Annotated in this window: 13 protein-coding genes and 6 pseudogenes; 5 read left to right on the top strand and 14 right to left on the bottom strand. The window is 67.4% G+C overall.

Annotation, left to right across the window (positions count from 1 at the left end):
• From ACFQJD_RS16065 to ACFQJD_RS16025, 9 genes and pseudogenes are all read right to left on the bottom strand, one after another.
• Positions 1-821: pseudogene (locus ACFQJD_RS16065) on the bottom strand (acetylglutamate/acetylaminoadipate kinase); the annotation flags it as partial.
• A pseudogene (gene argC / locus ACFQJD_RS16060) lies at positions 818-1,853 on the bottom strand (N-acetyl-gamma-glutamyl-phosphate reductase). The pseudogenes ACFQJD_RS16065 and argC, both read right to left, overlap by 4 nt.
• Complete coding sequence (gene lysX / locus ACFQJD_RS16055) at positions 1,850-2,716, bottom strand: lysine biosynthesis protein LysX (protein ID WP_379799596.1); 867 nt, start codon at positions 2,714-2,716, stop codon at positions 1,850-1,852. The pseudogene argC and the gene lysX overlap by 4 nt, the downstream one beginning before the upstream one ends.
• 2 nt (positions 2,717-2,718) lie before the next feature.
• Positions 2,719-2,907, bottom strand: coding sequence for a lysine biosynthesis protein LysW (gene lysW, locus ACFQJD_RS16050; protein ID WP_379799594.1), 189 nt, complete (start codon positions 2,905-2,907; stop codon positions 2,719-2,721).
• Positions 2,908-3,080: 173 nt separating this feature from the next.
• Positions 3,081-4,531, bottom strand: a pseudogene (gene argH, locus ACFQJD_RS16045) (argininosuccinate lyase).
• Between the two features lie 3 nt (positions 4,532-4,534).
• Positions 4,535-5,728: an argininosuccinate synthase gene (locus ACFQJD_RS16040; protein WP_379799592.1), complete on the bottom strand. Its 1,194-nt coding sequence runs from the start codon at positions 5,726-5,728 to the stop codon at positions 4,535-4,537.
• Between the two features lie 284 nt (positions 5,729-6,012).
• A complete protein-coding gene (locus tag ACFQJD_RS16035; protein ID WP_379799590.1) occupies positions 6,013-6,618 on the bottom strand; it encodes a dolichol kinase in 606 nt (201 codons plus the stop codon).
• Positions 6,615-8,440, bottom strand: a pseudogene (gene glyS / locus ACFQJD_RS16030) (glycine--tRNA ligase). Before glyS ends, ACFQJD_RS16035 begins: the two are co-directional and overlap by 4 nt.
• The gene (locus ACFQJD_RS16025) at positions 8,437-9,282 is read right to left on the bottom strand and encodes a CBS domain-containing protein (RefSeq protein ID WP_379799588.1); all 846 of its coding nucleotides are present in this window, start codon (positions 9,280-9,282) and stop codon (positions 8,437-8,439) included. Before ACFQJD_RS16025 ends, glyS begins: the two are co-directional and overlap by 4 nt.
• Positions 9,283-9,453: 171 nt before the next feature.
• Between ACFQJD_RS16025 and ACFQJD_RS16020 the strand changes: the two genes are divergently transcribed.
• Both ACFQJD_RS16020 and ACFQJD_RS16015 read left to right on the top strand, forming a co-directional pair.
• The gene (locus ACFQJD_RS16020) at positions 9,454-9,609 is read left to right on the top strand and encodes a DUF7556 family protein (protein ID WP_379799586.1); all 156 of its coding nucleotides are present in this window, start codon (positions 9,454-9,456) and stop codon (positions 9,607-9,609) included.
• Positions 9,610-9,677: 68 nt separating this feature from the next.
• A pseudogene (locus tag ACFQJD_RS16015) lies at positions 9,678-11,224 on the top strand (sulfatase).
• Between the two features lie 23 nt (positions 11,225-11,247).
• Here the strand turns inward: ACFQJD_RS16015 and ACFQJD_RS16010 are convergent.
• Together ACFQJD_RS16010 and ACFQJD_RS16005 are read right to left on the bottom strand one after the other, a co-directional pair.
• Positions 11,248-11,538 (bottom strand): DUF7130 family rubredoxin-like protein, encoded by a 291-nt coding sequence (locus ACFQJD_RS16010; protein ID WP_379799584.1) that lies wholly within the window; start codon positions 11,536-11,538, stop codon positions 11,248-11,250.
• 142 nt (positions 11,539-11,680) lie between these two features.
• The gene (locus ACFQJD_RS16005) at positions 11,681-12,067 is read right to left on the bottom strand and encodes a type IV pilin (protein WP_379799582.1); all 387 of its coding nucleotides are present in this window, start codon (positions 12,065-12,067) and stop codon (positions 11,681-11,683) included.
• Positions 12,068-12,269: 202 nt separating this feature from the next.
• Between ACFQJD_RS16005 and ACFQJD_RS16000 the strand changes: the two genes are divergently transcribed.
• Both ACFQJD_RS16000 and ACFQJD_RS15995 read left to right on the top strand, forming a co-directional pair.
• Positions 12,270-13,364 carry a hypothetical protein gene (locus ACFQJD_RS16000; RefSeq protein ID WP_379799580.1) on the top strand — a complete coding sequence of 365 codons (1,095 nt, stop codon included), beginning with the start codon at positions 12,270-12,272 and terminating at the stop codon, positions 13,362-13,364.
• A gap of 176 nt (positions 13,365-13,540) precedes the next feature.
• The gene (locus ACFQJD_RS15995; RefSeq protein WP_379799577.1) at positions 13,541-13,777 is read left to right on the top strand and encodes a hypothetical protein; all 237 of its coding nucleotides are present in this window, start codon (positions 13,541-13,543) and stop codon (positions 13,775-13,777) included.
• 108 nt (positions 13,778-13,885) lie between these two features.
• On the opposite strand, the pseudogene ACFQJD_RS15990 reads toward ACFQJD_RS15995, so the two are convergent.
• The 3 genes and pseudogenes from ACFQJD_RS15990 to ACFQJD_RS15980 all read right to left on the bottom strand — a co-directional run bounded on the left by ACFQJD_RS15990 (position 13,886) and on the right by ACFQJD_RS15980 (position 18,422).
• Positions 13,886-17,504 (bottom strand): annotated as a pseudogene (locus tag ACFQJD_RS15990) (DNA polymerase II large subunit).
• Complete coding sequence (locus ACFQJD_RS15985) at positions 17,501-17,920, bottom strand: PPC domain-containing DNA-binding protein (RefSeq protein ID WP_379799575.1); 420 nt, start codon at positions 17,918-17,920, stop codon at positions 17,501-17,503. Before ACFQJD_RS15985 ends, ACFQJD_RS15990 begins: the two are co-directional and overlap by 4 nt.
• A 142-nt stretch (positions 17,921-18,062) precedes the next feature.
• A complete protein-coding gene (locus ACFQJD_RS15980; protein WP_379799573.1) occupies positions 18,063-18,422 on the bottom strand; it encodes a NifU family protein in 360 nt (119 codons plus the stop codon).
• 158 nt (positions 18,423-18,580) lie between these two features.
• On the opposite strand from ACFQJD_RS15980, the gene ACFQJD_RS15975 reads away from it, so the two are divergent.
• A complete protein-coding gene (locus tag ACFQJD_RS15975) occupies positions 18,581-19,132 on the top strand; it encodes a hypothetical protein (RefSeq protein ID WP_379799571.1) in 552 nt (183 codons plus the stop codon).
• The last annotated feature ends 106 nt before the right edge of the window (positions 19,133-19,238 follow it).

Raw genomic sequence — 19,238 nt, 5'->3', positions numbered from 1 at the left:
CTCCTCCAGTGCGCTCGCAGTGATGTGCGTACCGCTTCCGTCCAGCGCCGCGGTGACGGGGGCGTCGGCGTTGGCGTCGGCGACGACGACGTCGGTCGCCCCGCCTTCGATGGCCTCCGTCGCGGCCATGACCTTCTTGGTCATGAACCCCTCGGCGGCGTCCTCGAGGGCTTCGAACTCCTCGGGCGTCGTCACCTCGTCGATGAGCGTCTCCGGGTCGTCCGGATCGGCGTAGACGCCGGCGACGTCGGTCAACACGACCAGCGTCGCGTCGAGCGCGCCCGCGACGGCCGCCGCCGCCCGGTCGGCGTCCGCGTTGACGGGCACGCCGTCGTCGGCGAGCATCGGCGGCCCGGTGACGGGCGTGTAGCCGTCGGCGAGCAGGGTCCCCAGCAGGTCGGCGTTGACGTCCGTGATCTTCCCGGAGTGGTCGCCGCGCTTGATCTTCTTCTTGCCGTCCTCGATCACGCGGACGGCCGACTTCCGGGGCCGGTGAGCAGGCCGCCGTCGACGCCCGAGAGGCCGAGGGCGTCGACGCCCGCCTCGCGGAACGCGGCGACGAGTTCAGTGTTCACCTTGCCCGCCATCGCCATCGTGAACGCCTCCATCGTCTCCTCGTCGGTGAACCGGCCGACGACGCCGCCCGGCGTCTCGACGTAGGTGGGGTCGATGCCGAGGCGGTCGAGCAGGTCGTCGACCGCGGTGGACCCGCCGTGGACGACGGTGACCGCTTCCCCTTCGTCGACGAGTGCGGCGATGTCGGCGACGGCTCCCGTCGGGTCGACGGCCTTCGCGCCGCCGATTTTCACGACGACCGTCATGGTGCCCCCACGGGGTGCAGGCCCTGGAACTCCAAGCCTGCGGTCTCCTCGATGCCCAGTGCGACGTTGGCGGCGTGGACGGCCTGTCCGGCCGACCCCTTCATCATGTTGTCGATGGCCGAGAAGACGACCAGCCGACGGTTCTTCGGGTCGATTTCGAAGCCGACTTCGCCGTAGTTGGTGCCGGCGACGGCCTTCGGTTCGGGGTAGCGGTAGACGCCGCCACCGCCGGCGACGGTGCGCATGAACGGTTCGTCGCCGTAGCTGTCGCGGTAGGCCCCCACATGTCCTTTTTCTCGACCGGCGAGTCGGGGAAGACGTGGCAGGTGGCCGAGGCACCGCGGACCATGTCCACGGCGTGGACGGTAAAGGAGACCGAGAGGCCGAGGAACTGCTCGATTTCGGCCTCGTGGCGGTGGCTGGTCGGCGCGTACGGGCGGACGATGCCCGAGCGCTCGGGATGCGAGGAGGCCGCGCCGCCGCCCGCGCCGCCCTCCGAGGAGCCGACTTTCACGTCGACGACGACCTGTTCGTCGCCGGCGAGCACGCCGGCGTCGAAGAGGGGTTTGAGACCCAGCAGCGTCGCCGTCGCGTTGCATCCGCCGGAGGCGACGAGGTCGGCTCCGGGGAGGTTCTCGCGGTTGAGTTCGGGGAGGGCGTATTCGGATTTCTCCAGGTACTCGGGGCAGGCGTGGCCGTCGTACCACTCGTCGTACTGTTCCTCGGTGTCGAGGCGGAAGTCCGCGCTCAGGTCGACGACGGTGTCGGCGGCGTCGGAGAAGTCGTCGATGCGCTCCATCGAGACGCCGTGGGGCGTCGCCGCGAAGAGGGCGTCGACGGATTCCAGATCCTCCGGCGAGGAGAAGCGCAGGTCCATCCCCGGAGGTTCGGGTGCTGGTGGCCGACGGTCTTGCGTTCGTAACTTCGGCTCGTCGCCTGTACCACCTCGAACTCGGGGTGACCGTCGAGGAGCCGGAGCAGTTCGCCGCCGGTGAAGCCGCTGCCGCCGACGACGCTCGCGGTGTAGGTCACGTCTGTGCCTCCATCGTCCGGTCGGCCTTCTCTTCGAGCCAGTCGACGATGGCCGCGGGCACGTCGAAGTCGACACAGGAGTCCAGCGCCTTGAACTCGACGGTGTGGTTCACCTCGTGGACGGTGTAGCCGTCGCCCGTCTCCATCAGGTCGACGCCCAGCAAGCCGCCGCCGACGGCGGTAGAGGCGCGGGAGACGAGGTCGGCCACCTCGTCGTCGACCTCGAACTGGTTCACCTCGCCGCCCTTCGCGGCGTTGGTGAGCCAGTGGTCCGAACTGCGAGTCATCGCCGCGACGGGTTCGCCGTCGGTGGCGACGACGCGGATGTCGCGGCCGGGTTTCTCGACGAACTCCTGGATGTAGAACACCTTGTGTTCGTAGTGGCCGAGCGTCGCCTTGTGTTCGAGGATGGCCTCCGCGGCGCTCCGGCTGTCGACTTTCGCCATCAGCCGCCCCCACGACCCGACGACGGGTTTCAGCACGCAGGGGTAGCCAAAGTCCTCGATGGCCTCCAGCGCGCTGTCGGTGGTGAAGGCGACGGTGGTGTTCGGCGTCGGCACGTCCACCTCCTGCAGCGCGAGGCTGTTTTTGACCTTGTCCGAACAGAGCTCGGCCGTTTCGGCGCTGTTGACGACCGGGACGCCGTAGGCGTCCAGAAAGCGCGTCACGTAGAGGCTCCGGCTGGTCGCCAGACAGCGGTCGATCGCAACGTCCACGTCGTCGAGGGCCGCCGGCGGCTCGCTGATGTTGAACTGCTCTTTCCGGACGTCTATCTTGGTCACTTCGTGCCCGCGCTCTCGCAGTTCGGAGAGGAGGAGCTTCTCGTCCCTCCGTATCCGGGAGTAAAGCAGCCCAACGTGCAACTTTACTCTCCCCAGTCTTCTTCGAGCTCGGGCGCTTCCGCCAGTTCCACGGGTTCGACGGAGACGACCTCCAGTTCCGCGCCGCTGACGGGGCTGTCCACGATCTCGCCGACTTCGACGTCCGCCGGCACTTCGATGTCCTCGCCTGTCACGGGATCCGTTGCCACGGTGCTGTCTTGAGTTTCTGCCATCGTATCACTGACTCCGTGTCGGAAGACCTTAAACCCATCGAACCTATTTACTAATTGAGATGAACAAGGTTGCCTCTAGCTCCGTATTAGAGGGATTTCAACCGAATCGTGAGAATCCAATATCAGATTCCATATGTTATTCGTCCCCGAACGGGGACGGCGGTAGCGGTCGGTCACACATACGCGCTCACCTCCGTGCGAAGATCGGAATCTGCCGCGTCGAGCGCCTCTCGGCGCGCGTCGAGCGCCGCCTGGTCCGCCTCGTAACGGTCCCACGCCGCGCCGAGGGCGTCGGCGACGACGTCGGGGGCTGGCCCCCGGTCGAGTCGCGACTCGCGACGCTCTCGGCGGGATCGAGGGCCGCCGTGAGCGCCTCGCGGTCCACGTACGCGAACAGCGACTCGCCGAGGACCGCCTCCGCGGCGGCGTCGAGGGCGTCCACGTCGGCCCCCGATTCGGCCGCCGTCGCCACCACCTCGTGGGCGGTGCGAAACGGGACGCCCGACGCGGCCAGCAGGTCGGCGACGCCCGTCGCCGTCGAGAAGCCCTCGCTCGCCGCGTCGGCCAGCGCTTCTTCGTCCCACGTCGCCGTCGCCACCGCGCCGCCGGCGACGTCCGTCGCCTCGCTCACGGCGTCGACCGTCTCCCAGGCGTGGGGCGTCGCCCGCTGGAGGTCGCGGTTGTACGCCCGCGGCAGCCCCTTCAGCGTCGTCAGCAGCCCCGTCAGGCCGCCGATCGCGTCGCCCGCCGTCGCCCGCACGAGCTCCAGCGTGTCCGGGTTTTTCTTCTGGGGCATGATCGAGGAGGTCGAGGAGTAGTCGTCCGAGAGGTCGACTTCGCCCCGGTTGGCGAAGACGATCAGGTCCTCCGCCAGCCCCGAGAGCGTCGTCGCCAGCGCGCCCAGCGCCGACAGCGACTCCACGAGGAAGTCCCGCGTCGAGACGGCGTCCATCGAATTTTCGAGAACGCCGTCGAAGCCGAGCAGTTCGGCCGTACGCTCCCGGTCCACGTCGAAGGTGGTGCCCGCGAACGCCGCCGCGCCGAGGGGCGAGCGGTTCACCCGGTCGTAGGCGTCGAGTAGCCGCGCCGTGTCGCGGGAAACGGCCTGCTCGTACGAGCAGAGGTAGTGGGCGACGGTGGTGGGCTGGGCCGGCTGGAGGTGGGTGTAGCCCGGCATCACCGTCTCCGTGTGCGCCTCGGCCGTCGTCGCCAGCGCGTCGCGGAGCGCCAGCGTCGCCTCGACGGCCGCGAGCAGGTCCTCGCGGAGGCGATACCTGATACAGGTCGCCACCTCGTCGTTGCGGGAGCGGGCGGTGTGCATCTTGCCGCCCTCGGGGCCGACCCGCGAGATGACGGCCGCTTCGATGGCCTCGTGGACGTCCTCGCCGTCGGGGAGGGCGTCGTGGCCGTCCGCCTCGATTGCGTCGAGGGCGTCGAGGATGGCCCCCGCCTCGTCCGCGTCCAGAATCCCCTGTTCGGCGAGCATCACCACGTGTGCGCGGTCGACCGCGAGGTCGGCGGCGAAGATGCGCTCGTCGGCCGCGAGGCTGGAGAGGAACCCGCGCGCGGGGCCGCCGCTGAAGCGGTCACCGCGGACGACGTCGCCGGTGGGTTCCTCGCTCATGAGTCACTCCTCGCCTTTCGCGTTCCGGAGGACGCGGTTGGCCAGGCGCTCCTGGAAGCCGTGGTATTTGGCGACGCCGGTGGCGTCTTCCTGCGTGATGTCGCCGACGGCTTCGGTGTTGAAGGAGGCGAACGCCTCGTCGTAGACGGCGTACTCGCTGTCGCGGCCGACGGGACGGGCCTGTCCGCCTTCGAAGCGGATGGTGACCGTCCCTGTGACGCGTTCCTGCGTCTCGTCGATGAAGCCGTTCAGCGCGCTCATCAGCGGCGCGTCCACCAGGCCTTCGTAGCCCTTCTGGGACCACTCGTCGTCGACGAGCGTCTTGAAGTCGCGCTCCTCTTTCGTCAGCACGAGGCTCTCCAGCGTCTCGTGGGCGTTGAGCAGCGTCGTCGCCGCCGGATGTTCGTAGTTTTCGCGCACTTTCAGGCCGAGCATCCGGTCTTCCATCATGTCCGTGCGACCGACGCCGTACTGGCCGGCCACCTCGTTGAGATGGGCGATGAGCGAGACGGCGTCCATCTCCTCGCCGTCGACGGCGACGGGGTAGCCGTCCTCGAAGGCGATCTCCACTTCCTGCGTTTCGCCCGTCGGGGCCTGCGTCCACTCGTAGATCTCCTCGCTCGGGACGTAGCCGGGCCGTTCCAGATCCCCGCCCTCGATGGAGCGACTCCAGAGGTTCGTGTCGATAGACCAGACGCCCTCCTTTCCGCCCTCGACGGGCAGGTCCTTCTCGGCGGCGTACTCCATCTCCCACTCGCGGGTCAGCCCGAGTTCGCGCACGGGCGCGACGACGTCCATCTCGGAGGCGCGCCAGACCGCCTCGAAGCGGAGCTGGTCGTTCCCCTTCCCGGTACAGCCGTGGGCGAGCGCCTGACAGCCGTGTTCCTCGGCGACTTCCAGAATGGCCTCGGCGATGACCGGACGCGCCAGCGCCGTCCCGAGCGGGTAGCCCTGGTAGGTGGCGTTGGCGCGCACGGATTCGAGACACTGCGCGGCGAACTCCTCTCGGGCGTCCACGACGTAATGTTCGAGGTCGAGCGCGTCGGCCGTCTCCTCGGCTTCCGCGAATTCGGCTTCGGGCTGGCCGACGTCGACGGTGACGCCGACCACCTCGTCGTAGCCGTACTCCTCTTCGAGGAGCGGGACGCATACTGTCGTGTCGAGTCCGCCGGAGAACGCGAGTGCCACGCGTGTCATTACCCGAAACAGCGGGGCTCACCCTATTAAATTCGTTGATTTCTATGCCGAAAGAAAAGCGCGGAGATGCCTATAGGCACGGCAGTAGTGGTCGGAACCGGAACGGAAACGTCGATGGAGTGTGGATAATGTCGGCCCTAACGGGCCGGTCGTCGCGGTCGCGGGACTCGGGCGGGGGAAAGCAGGGACGTCGTGCGAGTCCGCGCCATAGTACGTCTGAATACACGTCCGTTCGTACTTATCCCTTGCGTTCTCTTCGCACCGGTGGGCGTTCCCGGGGTCGGCTACCCGAGCAACCGAAGCGCCACCCAGATCCCGAGCGCCGCCGCCGGCGGAATCGTGAGGTTGTCGTCGACGACGTACCCCCACACGACGGGGGTGAGGCCGTCCGCGAGCGTCGCCGCGAGCGCCCCGGCCGACGCCGCGGCGACGGCCGTGGTCGTGACGGCGTCCGTCCGCGACAGGACGACGGGGAGCGCGAGGGCGAGACACGCGGCGAACATCGCCACGATGACGCCCGCGCGTTTGGCGCGCCCCGCCTCGTTCGACCCGAGGACGCCGCTGATCGGGTCGCCGATGGCGAGCATCAACATCCCCGGGACTGCGGCGTACGGCGGAGCGAGAAGCGCTACCCCGGTCATGCTGCCCATGTACAGCGCGTAGCCCGCGACGTTCTCCCGCTCGTAGTCGCGGATGAGTTCGTCGTAGATGCGCCAGTCGAGTCCGACGAGCAGTCGCACCGCCTCCAGGCCGCCCGCGACGACGCTCCCGACGGCGAAGAGATAGCCGAGCGTCCGCCACGAGATGGCTCCGAGGAGATAGAGCACCGGCAACGCCGCCCCACTCGCGTGGACGAGCCGGCGTTTCAGTTCGCTCGCCGGAGACGTCACGACTTCGAGACGTCGGTCTGGACGGATTCGTACTCGTCGAGGAGCGTCTCGAAGGACTCCTCGCCGGCGTGAATCGCCTCGATCCGGGTCGCGAGGTCGGACACCGGAAGCCGGACCTGCGCCGTGGTGTCGCGTTCGCGCACCGTCACCGTCTCGGGCCCCCGCCCTCGATTCCCTCGTGGTCGACGGTGACGCAGAAGGGCGTCCCGACCTCGTCCTGGCGGCGGTAACGACGGCCGATGTTCCCCGACTCGTCGTAGGTCACCGACAGGCCCGCGGTCCGCAGGTCGTCGACGACGCGGTTCGCCAGCGACTCGAGTTCCTCGTCCGAGAGGAGGGGAACACCGCCACGTCCGTCGGCGCGATGCCGGGTTCGAAGTCGAGATACGTCCGTTCCTCCTCGTCGACGACGTCCTCGCTGTAGGCGTGGGCGACCAGCGTGTACACCGTCCGGTCGACGCCGAAGGAGGGTTCGACGACGTGGGGCGTGATGTGCTCGCCCGTCTCCGTCTGTTCCTCGACGCGGAAGTTCGCCGCGTCGGCGTCGACGGCGTACTCCTCGCCGTCGACCTCGACGGTGACCGTCTCGCCCTCGAAGGCGTCGGGGTTCCGCTCGGCCAGCGACCGGAGGGCGTCGGCCACGTCGCCGGCGACGCCGCCGAACTCCGGACCGAGGACGCTCATGTCCGGGTCGACGACGGCGCGTTCGACCGTCTTGGGTTCGTCGTACTGCTCGAAGACGGTGAACTCGTCGTCGCCGTACTCGCCGTGTTTCGAGAGGTCGTAGTCGCCGCGGTAGGCGAAGCCGGCGATCTCGATCCAGTCGCCGGCGGCCGGGTCGGCGGCCAGTTCGGCGGCGTCGTGCGCGCCGCCGATCTCGGATTCGGCGTCCCAGCAGTCCGCGGCGTAATGGGCGCGCTCGCCCGACAGATGCTGGCGGAACCGAAAGCGGTCCGTATCGACGCCGATGCGTTCGTACCACTTCTTGGCGACGCCGAGGTAGTAGGCCACCCAGTCGTTGGCGATGACGTTCTCCGCGACCGCCTCGCCGATGGTCGTGCGGACGTAGTCGCCGTCTTCGTCCTCCTGTTCGGTCGCCGGGTAGAGGCGAACCGCCACGTCCGCGACCTTCGAGAGATCGGGTTCGTCGCGTTCGGGGTTGACGAACTGCTCAGCTCGGCTTGCGTGAACTCGCGGGTGCGGACGATCCCCTTGCGGGGGCTGATCTCGTTGCGGTAGGCCCGCCCGATCTGCGTGACGCCGAACGGGAGTTTGTTCCGAGCGTACTCCTTGAGGCGGGGAACTCGACGAAGATACCCTGGGCCGTCTCCGGGCGGAGGTAGCCGGGCTGCCCGCTCCCCGGACCGATGCTCGTCGCGAACATGAGGTTGAAATCCTCGACGTCCCGGCCGGCCAGCGGTGCGCCGCAGGTCGGACAGGCGATGCCGTGGTCGCGAACGAGCATCTCGATCTCCGACGCGGGGAGGCTCTCGGCCTCCTCGATGCTCGTCTCGCCCTCGACGAGATGGTCGGCGCGGTGGCTCTCGCCGCATTCGCCGCACTCGACCAGCATGTCGTCGAAGCCTTCGAGGTGGCCCGACGCCTCGAAGACGGCCTCGGGCATGATGGTCGGGGCTTCGATCTCCTCGTTGCCCTCCTTGACGGTGAAGCGATCGCGCCACGCGGCCTCGACGTTGCTCTTGAGGGTCGCCCCCTGCGGACCGAAGGTGTAGAAGCCGGCGACGCCGCCGTACGCGCCGTTCGCACCGAAGAAAAAGCCCCGGCGCTTGGCGAGTTCGGTGATTGCCTCGGCGTCGCTCATAACGCCTCCAGCAGATTGACGTCGCGGACGATGCCGACGAGGGACCCGCCGTTGACCAGCGGTACCTGTTCGACGTCGTTCGAGATCAACTGCTGGGCCACCTCTTTCGCGGTACGTCGCCGGGAGACGGACACCAGTTCGGCGGACATGAACTGCTCGACCGGTTCGCGCGGGATCTCCACGTTCCGCGTCGGGAGATAGCGATTCCCGACGGCCTTGATGCCCTCCCACATCCAGTCGTCGTCCTCGTTGGCGAGCGACTCGCCGGTGTCGTCCTCGCCTTCGACGACGCGGGCGACGTCGATGATGTCGACCTCGGTGACGATGCCGCACATGTCGCCGTCGTCGTCGAGGACGACGGCGTAGGGGACGTTCGCGTAGTAGAGTTCGCGCTCTGCGACCGGCAGCGGCGTCTCCGCGTACGTGGTGTTCACGTCGCGCGCCGCGAGCGCGCCGACCTGCGTCTCGCCGTCGATGTCGCCGCGGGCGATGGCCCGGACGACGTCGGTGACGGTGACGATGCCTTCGAGTTCGCCGTCGACGACGGGGATCCGACGGGACTCCTCGCGCACCATCAGCCGGGCGACGTCTTCGATGGGCGTGTCCGCAGTCGTCGTCGGCACGTCGCGCATCAGGATGGCGAGCTGGTCCTGGTCCGGATTCTCGATGAGGTCGTCGCGGGAGATGAGACCGCGATACTCCTCGCCGGCGTCGGTCTGTTTCACCACGGGCACCGAAGAGAAGCTCCGCTCTTGGAGATACTTCAGGACGTCGTCCCGGGTACCCGGGAGTTCGACCGTCACGACGTCGGGACGAGGGGTCATCGCGTCCGCTACCTTCATACGTCCCCGTTCCGCCCCGCAACCTCTTGTAGTCTGCGAACCGCCCCGTCTCCCTGCCCGCCGTCCGCGGTCGCCCCGCGTCGGGTCGGCGGCGAGCGTCCGACGCCGGGCGGTCGTCGCGCCGACTGTCGTTCCGACGTGTTTATATGTGGTTGTTACTATGTAGCATACATGGCGGTGGACGCCACGCCGACGGTCGATGCGCAGGATACCGAGGTCATGGCCTCGGTGGATAGTTCCGAACTCGTCCTCGCGGACGTGACACGAGACGACGCGTGGATCACCGTGTCCCTCGACGCGGCGACGCCCCTTCGAGCGTGGCGCTGACGGCGTCTCCCGACCCACGGTGACCGCGATACCGTGGGTTTATTGGCGCAAACTCCCCAGACGCGGGTATGCAGCGTGACTCGCCCGGGAACGTCCTCTTCGTGGTGATGGACACGGTCCGGAAGGACCACCTCACGCCCTACGGCTACGACCGACCGACGACGCCCGGCCTCGACGCCTTCGCCGAGGAGGCGACGGTGTTCGAGGAGGCCGTGGCACCCGCTCCGTGGACGCTCCCCGTCCACGCGTCGCTCTTTACGGGGCTCTACCCGAGCCAACACGGGGCCGATCAGGAGAACCCCTACCTCGACGGCGCGACGACGCTCGCCCAGACGCTCTCGGCCGCCGGCTACGACACCGCGTGTTACTCCTCGAACGCCTGGATCACGCCCTACACGCATCTCACCGACGGCTTCGACGCCCAGGACAACTTCTTCGAGGTGATGCCCGGCGACTTCCTCTCGGGACCGCTCGCACGGGCGTGGCGGACGCTCAACGACAACGAGTCGCTCCGCGCCGTCGCCGACAAACTCGTCAGCCTCGGCAACACCGCCCACGAGTATCTCGCCGGCGGCGAGGGTGCCGACTCAAAGACGCCCGCCGTCGTCGACCGCACCAAGGCGTTCATCGACGACTCCGAGGAGTTTTTCGCGTTCGTCAACCTGATGGACGCCCATCTCCTTACCACCCGCCCGACGAGTTCGCCGCGGAGTTCGCCCCCGGCGTCGACTCGACGGCCGTCTGCCAGAACTCGAAGGCGTACAATTCGGGCGCGCGCGACATCGACGATGACGAGTGGGACGCGATTCGGAGCCTCTACGACGCCGAAATCGCCCACATCGACGCCCAGCTCACCCGCCTGTTCGACTGGCTGAAAGAGACCGACCGCTGGGACGACACGACCGTCGTCGTCTGTGCCGACCACGGCGAACTCCACGGCGAACACGGCCTCTACGGCCACGAGTTCTGCCTCTTCGACCCCCTCGTGAACGTCCCGCTGATGGTCAAACACCCCGCCCTCGACGCCGACCGGCGCGGCGACACCGTCGAACTCCTCGACTGCTATCACACCGTCCTCGACGCCCTCGACGTGGCTGGCGGCGTCCCCGACGCGCCCGACGAGACGGCCGTCCCCCTCGATCGCACGCGGTCGCTCCTCTCGGACGACTACCGGGCCTTCGCCGACGTCGCCGACCCCGACCCCGGCCAGGCAGCGGGCGAGTCCGGCGAGTACGCCTTCGTCGAGTACTCCCGGCCCGTGGTCGAACTCAAACAACTGGAGGAGAAGGCGAACGCCGCGGGAATCTCGCTCGACGAGGAGTCGCGTTTCTACTCGCGGATGCGCGCCGCCCGCCGTCCCGACGCGAAGTACGTCCGCGTCGACCGCGTCCCCGACGAGGCCTACCGCCTCGACGCCGACCCCGACGAGACGACGAACCTCGCGGGCGGCGACGACGACGCCGTCGCCGCCACCGAGCGCGCTCTCGCCGCGTTCGAACGCGACGTCGGCGGCGCGTGGACCGGCGTCGACGACGCCGACGTGACCGACGACGCCGTCGCCGAGATGGACGCGGAGGCCCAGGAACGGCTGCGCGACCTCGGCTACCTCGAATAGCGCTCGCTCCCGTCGCGGCGAGTTCAGTCCTCGATGGCGTAGTAGATGTCCTCGGTGGGTGCCCCGCAGTCGGGACAGGCGTCGGGGAGGTCCTCGATGTCGCCCATCGCGCCACACTCGTTGCACCGCCACATCAGCACCCCCTCGCCGTACTCGTGGCCCGCGCGTTCGTGTTCGATAGAGAGCGCTTCGACGCCTCCCCGGGTCGAGACGACGAAGCCGTCGTCGGTGATCCCGCGGACCGATCCCAGTTCCTCGCCGTCGCCGTCGTACACTCGCGTCCCGATGGGTACCGTGGGGTTCTCGTCGGCCATACGCAGGGTTTCGTCGGCGCAGTCCTTAAGCGTGGGACCCTCCCTTTACGCGGACGGACCGCTCGCGCTCCGGCGCGAGACGGGCGTCAGGAATCGAACGTCTTCGTCTCGTCGACGAGCACGGTGTCGGTCGAACTGGTCGTTAGTATCGCCCGTATCGCGTCCCCGTCCTGTACCGGAGTCGGTCCGGGCGAGGTGAGGTTGTACACTCGGTGGTCGCCGGGGTCGAACCGGCCGTCGGCGAGACCCTCGAAGCGTCCGGATCGAGCGTCGGTGACAGCGAGGCACCGTTCCGGGTGACCCGCACGACCAGCGACGAACTGTCTACTGCGTCGCCGCCTTGGTGTGTGAACGTCGCTTGCGGCCCGCTGGTGTTCGAGAGCGTCACTTCGACGTCTGCGAACGTCTCGTCTTCGGAGCCGATCGTACTGAGGTAGAACGCACCAGCTACACTCACCCCAATCACGACTATGCCCACGATCAGAACGTTTCCAACGACCTCCGACTGCGCTCGGTCATCCCCGCCCACGCATACACCTGACCGAACAGTTGACTGGTGGACAGTTTATTTCCTTTGGCTTCTCGGGCAGTCCCCGAGTCACCGCGAGAGCGTCCGCCCCGCTGCCCCGAGCGACTCCGAATCGGGCGTCGCGTCGACACCGAACGCGAAGCGATCCGGTGAACGCTCATTAAACTTTTATCCTCCCTCTCCGGAGTACGATCCGAGTCAAATGGCTTTTCGCGCCGACGACCGAGGTCAAGCGATCCAGGTCGGCGCTGTCTTGCTTCTCGCAATTCTCATCCTTTCGCTGTCATTGGCACAGGTAGAGGTCGTCCCACAGGCGAACGAAGAAATCGAGTTCCGGCACAGTCTGGACGTCCAGAACGACGTCGTAAACCTCCGGAGCGCCGTCCTTCAGAGCGGCACGAGCAGCGACGTCCGCCCAACCACGATCAGCATGGGAACCACCTACCCGAATCGCATCGTCCTCGTCAACCCACCACCGCCCGGCGGGCGACTGACCAACGGCACCGACCAGCGATTCGAGATCGCTAACGCACGGGCGATAAACAACGAAACCGGCGACTACGTAAACGACGAGTACGGCTTCCGGACGAAAACCATCTCGTACCGGCCCGAGTACAACTACTACCAGTCCGCTCCGACCACCTCCGTCGAGTCCGGCGTCGTCGTCAACCGATTCGACGACGGTGACGCCGTCCCGATCAGTTCCCAGGTGCTCGTCCGCGGCAACGACATCTACTTCGTCGCGGTCACCGGGAACGTCTCCCGGGCGCAGGTCCGCGACTTCGCCGTTGACCCACGGTCTCTCAGCACCTCGACGCGGCCGACGACGATCACGAACCAACGAGGGGAGGATCTCACACTCACGGTCCCGACCTCCCTGACAGCCACCCAGTGGGACTCGCTTCTCGACGAGCAGAGCGCGGTCCAGCAGGTCACTGCTGCCGGGGGTAACAAAGTTAATATAACACTAAACGGAGGGGAAAATTACAGGCTACGCACGGCCAAAGTAGCGGTCGGGACCGGGGGAACCATGCCCCGGCCGGCGTATCTGACACGGATCGGCCCGTACAACGTCACGCCGGTTCCGAACGAAGAACTCGTCGTGGAGCTTCGCGACGGATACAGCAACCCGATCCCCCCTCCACGCTCGGAACGGAGCCTTCGGTCCGACTCAAGGACGGCAACTCGAACCTCCTGGCCGACAACGAAACCGAGATCGGCTCCGACGGTCGCGCTCGGTTCACGTACATGGGCAACGGCTCGACGTACACCGGAGAGACACTCGTGTTCGGTGTGACGGGGCGGGACGGACGGGAGTGGAACGTGTCCTACAATCTCACGGATCGGCTGGGACTCGGTGGCCCAGTTGCGTGTGCGTTCGGAACTAATAGAAACCCGTCCGCTCTGCAGTTCAACAACTTGGGGAACTTCAGAGTGATTACTGGATCGGATAAGTGGGAGGTTCAAGTCCAGGTGCAGGACCAGGACGGCGACAACGATTTATCCGAACTGCAGATCAGGATCACGGACGAGAACGACGTCGTCCGGGCTACGCGGACGGATCAGATCTCCGGTCAGCAGTACGACCCCGGCACAATCACGATAAACCCGGATGACGCGTCGTACGACGTCACCTCTCAGACCTATACGCTCACTGCGACGGTGTGTGACGTCGATGGAAACAGCCTCACGCAGGACACGCAGACCTGAACTCCGGGCCTTCGTTCGAACCCCGGCGCATCGCTTCAGCGGACGCACCGAACCAGTGGCAACACCACCCCGGCGACGTATCGCGAGAAGCGCATTCGACCGTGGGTGTCACATGAACTCTCCGAGGGTAGCGGGCCTGTTCTTGTCGTTCTCGAAGACGCTCTTCAGGCTCTTTTCGAGCACTTCGAGGCGCTGTTTCGTGTAGTCGCGACAGCCGAACTCCTCGGCGACGCGGATGGCCGTGTCCATATACTTGTTCACCGACCCCTGATGGACGGTGAGGTTGACTCGGCCGCCACACTCCCGACACTCGCCGGTCAGCGGCATCCGGCGATACTTCTCGCCGCAGTCGAGACACCGCGTCTCCTGCCTGGAGAACGCCCGGAGGTTGCCGATGAGGTCCGGCAGGAAGTGGTATTCGATGACGCGTTCGGCCACGTCCGTCTCGTCGACCGCGCGGAGTTTCCGGGCCAGTTCTAACTGGGCGTCCATCTTCTCCATCATCGACCCCAGCGTCTTGTACGCCGAGAGGTCCGGTCCGAGGGCGATGTCGGTCGTGTCGTGGGTGTGGTCGAAGCCGTGGTACTGCGTCTCCGTGCCGAGGCTCTCCTCGGCGATTTCGACGTCGACGTCCTCCGGGTCGGCCATCTCGCGAGTCGCCTCGTAGAACTCCAGCGGATACTGCCGGACGACGTCCATGTTGTGCGCCTCGTCGTCGATCTCCGCGGGGTCGATGCGCGAGGACATGACGAGGGGGCGTCCATCCGCCCGCCCCGTTTGTCGGGGAGGTACTCCTTCGAGAAGTTGAGCAGGCCGTCCATCAGGAGCATCACGCAGTCCTCGTCGCCGTCGCAATTGCGTCTTTTCGCCGCGTGAAAGTACGGATGCGCGTAGCCGACGGCCGCCGACGTGAAGCCGACGACTCGTCCCACCACCGCCGCCGACGTGTGGGGAGCCATCCCGAAGACGAGTTCGCCCACCAGGTCGTCGCGGTCCTCGACCTCGTAGAACGGCGGCAGGTCGTAGAACTGCTGTAGCAGGTCGTCGACGAAGTCGGCCGTCTGGAGGAGGTGTTCGGCCGCGCCGTCCGAGAGGACGACGTCCTGCACTTTCAGTTCGATCAGTTGGTCGTCGAACTGGAGTGGGTCGCCCTCTACGTCCGTCTCGTAGCCGAGTTCGCGGAAGTGGTCGGCCGTCACGTCGAGTTCCTCCGGTCTGACCGCCGTCACCGGCAGGTCGGTCATGTCGTAGCGAACGGTGCCGTCTTTGAACGCGCTGACGTCGTGTTTCGCGCGGAGGATCCCCTTCTCGACGGGTTCGGGCGTCTTGTTCGCCGACGAGAGCCCCTTGACGCCTTTCAGAATGGGGAACGACGCCTCGCGTTCGCCGACGGCGTCGAGGGCGTCGTGGAACGTCTCGCCGACGTCGACCGTCTGGTAGGCCGGGCTGGTCACGTCGCGGTCACAGCGCTCGCAGTGGACGCGGCCGGACTCGTCGGGATCGATCACGGTGCCACAGGAGTCACACTCGTAGTGGGGTTCGGTGTGCGTCCCGCAGTCGGGACATCGGGTTCGGTAGGTGTCGGTCGCACAGTCGGGACAGCGGCGCTGACCGACCTCGACCTCGACGACCCCGCGGCCGTGGTCGCCGCGGTGGCGCGCCGCCTCGCCGACGTCGCGCTGGCTCCCGCCCGCTTCGCCGATGGGAAAGAGCGTGTGGACGGCGGGCGAGAGGTCGCGGCTCTCGGATTTCTCCGGTCGGCCCATCCGGTTGCCGATGCGCGTCGGGGCCCGCTCTCGCACCTCGAAGGGGGCCACCTCGTCGGCGGCCTTCACGGCGTTGTCGCCGTCGTCCCACTCGCGGGCCGCCGTCGAGAGGGTGTCCCACTCGCGTTCGAGCGTGACGTCGCCGCCGTTTTTCGCCCGCGGCGTCTCCGACGCCTCGCCCTCGATCGCGACGCCGAGCGACCGGACCAGCGGCCGCCAATCGGGGACGCGGAGCGTCTCGTCGGTCTGGGTGTGGGGGACGAGGAGACGTTCGAGGACGCGCCGCGTCGTCTCCGTTCGCTCGACGACGAGGACGGCGGCGTCGGCGTCCATCGCGACGCCGCCGTCGCTCTCCGCCCGCGGCGTCTCCGACGCCTCGCCCTCGACGGCGACGACGCCGCTCTCCGTCACCGCGTCGGCGAGCGCCTCGAAGTCGTCGACCGAGACGTCGTGCCAGAGATAGGTGTATTTCGGGTGGAGCGGGGCGTCGTACTCCGTCGCCCACGACAGCGCCTTCGTCGCCGTCGGGTCGTCGAGGTCGACGTGGGGGTTGTCGCGGAGCGGCCGGACGTCGCAGTCGGTGGCCTCGAACTCCTGGATCCACCACTCGACGGTGTAGGAGGCGGGCGAGAGCGGGTGGTTGTTCTCGACGAACTCGCCGTAGTTGACCAGATACTCCCCGAGGTCCAGTATCTTCTCGACGCCGTTTCGCACCGCCAGCGCCTCCGCCGGGTCGTCGATGCGCCGGACGTCGCCGTTGGCGAGGCGGACCGTCGGCCCGTCGATGCTGTCGACGGGGACGACGCCCGCCGCCTTCCCCGGGCGTTCGGTCTTTATCTGCGTTCCGGCGGCGAGGAAGTCGTCGACGAGATGCATCGTCGCGGGGTGGACGCCCGCGGTGGCGAAGCCGTGGTTTCGGGCGCGGCCGTAGCGGAGGCGGAAGCCCCCGACTCGCTGGGGTGGCCAAAGACCGGCCGCCCCGCGATGAGGTCTCTGAGGTACTTCGTCGTGGGATCGACCCGCGGCGGGCCCGCTTTCTCCTCGCCCGGTTCGACGTCCTCGTCGGCCTCCCCGTCCGCGTCGTCGCTCTCGACTTCCGCGTTCTCTTCGCTGTCGTCCTCGCCGATGGTGCCGTCGATGAGGTCCTGCAGCCACGGCCAGTCCACTTCGTCGAGGTCACGGGTGTAGCGCTGGATTTTGGGTGCCTTCAGGGCGATACCCTCGGCGAGGACGAGACACATCCCGCCGCGGGCGTTGTTCGTGTCGACGCGTTCGAGGTCGCGAAAGCCCGACACCTCCTCGTCGCCCGTCGCCTCGCCGTCGAGCATGATCGGTATATGCTCGGCGATGAACCTCGACTCCTTGTCCTTCGGTGAGTACTGCAAGCCCGTCTCCTTGTCGTAGAGGGTAATTTCCTCGGCGTAGCGCTCGATTTCGTCCGAGCGGGCCTCGTACTCGGAGAGACCGACCAGCGCCCGGGTGTAGTCGGCGACGAGGACCGACAGCGCCTGCGCCGTCCCGCCGGCGGAGCGAATCGGCCCGGCGTAGTAGACGTTGACGAACTCGGTGCCGTCGTCGTTCTCCAGCACCTCGACCCGGTCGATGCCTTCGATGGGCGCGGCCACGACGCCCTCGGTGAGGAGGGCGACGGCGGTCCGGACCGCGCCCTCGACTTTGCCGGCTTTGCTGTCGTAGTCGCCGACGTCTCCCTCGGCGAAGTCCTTCGCCAGTTCGAGCGCCGCCTCTTCGCGGCTCATCTCCCCTTCGAGTTCGCGCACCCGCTCGGCGACGCCGTCGATGCCGAGGATGTTCTCGACCCGGTCGGCCATGTCCTGTGCGACCGGAATCTCGACCTCCGGTTTCGGGTCCACGCCCTGTGCTTTCGCCGCTTCGGCGAGTTCGAACGCCTCGTCGAGGCGGACCTCCATCCGCTCGAAATACCGCTCGTCGTCGGGCGTCACAGCGGGAGGTCCAAACCGGTAACGTCGTCGTACGTTCGTTCGAGCGGTTCCTCGAAGGCCCGGAGGTAGAGTTCGCCGGCGAAGACGGTGCCGGCGTCCAAGTGCCCCGCGAGCGCCTGGCCACTCGCCCGCGAGCAGACGACGTGCGTGTGGGCGAAGGGGTCGCCGTCGAGCAGGGAGACGTTGCCGACGCAGGCGGCCACCTCCACGGGTTCGTCGAATCGAACCGACCGATGCTCCTGGTCGGCCTGGTCGTAATACCACACCTCGGCGTCCTGTAGCGAGCCGAGACCGGTGAACCACGCCGACTCGACGTCCTTCCGTGCGGCGAACTCTTCGAGTTCCTCCCGCCAGTCCGCGCCGTACTCCGGACGGACGAGATACTCCGCACTCACGGAGAGTTCCCGGACGTTCATGGAGTGGCCAAGGAGCGAGTTCGACTAAAGTGTAGGTGTTTGGCGTGGCACCGTCGCCTCCGGCGTGCACCGTCGCCTCCGGCGTGCACCGTCGCTCACGGCGTACGCGCCGAGCGCCGTTGGCAGTGAAAAACGGAGAGCGTTAGAAGGGTGCCTGCGGGCCTTCGTCGCTGCCGCCGTCGTCCGTCGTCTCGCCGGGGAACGAGGGCTCCATGCCGCCACCGCCGCTGCCGCCGCCGTCCATGCCGGTGTTGGCGTGGACCTTCGTGATCTCGGGAATCTCCTTGACCATGCGGCTCTTGATGGCCTGGATGGTCATCGGGGAGATGCCACAGCCCGAACAGGCACCTCCGAGCTGAATCGTCACCTCGCCCGACTCGCGGTCGAGGCCCTGAATGGCCGCGCTCCCGCCGTGCATCTGAATCTGCGGGAAGTTCCGCCGCAGGAAGTTCGTGATGCGCTCGCGGAGGTCGTCGTCGGAATCCTGAGCGTCGGTACTCATACTCCGGAGTTGGTCGCCGACCGTCTTAGGCCTTTGGCTCTGCCGCGGTTTCCGGTCGAGCCGCGGCGCTTCCGGGACGGGTCGCCCACGGGCGCGATGACGGGCGAACTCCTCGGAAACCTGTAGCTATATCCGGCGGCAACGCCTCGGTTCGAGCAATGGCGACGTACGAGGCGTTCGACCCGAACGTGGAAGTTCACGGACAGACGATTCTCACCGTGGTCGACGACGCCCTCGCCCGATTCTCCGCGGCCCATCGGGAGCGGGCCCGCGAGGCGCTGGCGGCGAACGGCATCGAGGATCCGTCCCCCGACGAGTGGTATCCCCAGCAGGCCTGGCTGAACACCGTCGAAGCCATCGCCGACGAACTGGAGCCACACATCCTCGATCGACTGGGCGAACAGCTACCGGACGCGGCGGACTGGCCGTCCGGTCTCGCCGGCGTCGAGGAGGGACTGCGCGCGGTCGACCGCGCCTACGAGCGAAACCACCGCGGCGGCGACATCGGCTCCTACCGGTTCGAGCGCATCGACGACCGGGCCGGCGAAGTCGTCTGTGAGAACCCCTATCCCTGCGTCTTCGATCGCGGCCTCGTGCGTGCCGCCGCGCGGCGATACGCGCCCGTCGAGTCGTTCGTCTTCGTCGAGGAACGCGGCGACACCTGCCGCCGCGAGGGCGACGACGCCTGTACGTACACGGTCTTCTGGTAGCCGCCGACCGGGCCGTTCTGGTCGGCCTCGTACTGGTCGATCGCCTCGATCAACTCCTCGGTCGAGTGGTCGACCGCCAGTTCGAGCAGCGTCTCCAACTGGTCGT

The sequence above is a fragment of the Haloplanus sp. GCM10025708 genome, assembly GCF_042663985.1.
In the GTDB taxonomy this organism is placed as follows: domain Archaea; phylum Halobacteriota; class Halobacteria; order Halobacteriales; family Haloferacaceae; genus Salinirarus; species Salinirarus marinus.
Note: the sequence above shows the minus strand (reverse complement) of the source record. Positions and strands in the feature narration are given on the sequence as shown.

What these genes read in the sequence shown, in the direction of transcription:
- lysW (WP_379799594.1), bottom strand. Translation starts at nt 2,907, where the DNA reads ATGGCAGAAACTCAAGACAGCACCGTGGCAACGGATCCCGTGACAGGC.
- ACFQJD_RS16000 (WP_379799580.1), top strand. Translation starts at nt 12,270, where the DNA reads ATGGCTTTTCGCGCCGACGACCGAGGTCAAGCGATCCAGGTCGGCGCT.
- ACFQJD_RS16020 (WP_379799586.1), top strand. Translation starts at nt 9,454, where the DNA reads ATGGCGGTGGACGCCACGCCGACGGTCGATGCGCAGGATACCGAGGTC.
- ACFQJD_RS16025 (WP_379799588.1), bottom strand. Translation starts at nt 9,282, where the DNA reads ATGAAGGTAGCGGACGCGATGACCCCTCGTCCCGACGTCGTGACGGTC.
- ACFQJD_RS16040 (WP_379799592.1), bottom strand. Translation starts at nt 5,728, where the DNA reads ATGACACGCGTGGCACTCGCGTTCTCCGGCGGACTCGACACGACAGTA.
- ACFQJD_RS15985 (WP_379799575.1), bottom strand. Translation starts at nt 17,920, where the DNA reads ATGAACGTCCGGGAACTCTCCGTGAGTGCGGAGTATCTCGTCCGTCCG.
- ACFQJD_RS15975 (WP_379799571.1), top strand. Translation starts at nt 18,581, where the DNA reads ATGGCGACGTACGAGGCGTTCGACCCGAACGTGGAAGTTCACGGACAG.
- ACFQJD_RS15980 (WP_379799573.1), bottom strand. Translation starts at nt 18,422, where the DNA reads ATGAGTACCGACGCTCAGGATTCCGACGACGACCTCCGCGAGCGCATC.
- ACFQJD_RS16010 (WP_379799584.1), bottom strand. Translation starts at nt 11,538, where the DNA reads ATGGCCGACGAGAACCCCACGGTACCCATCGGGACGCGAGTGTACGAC.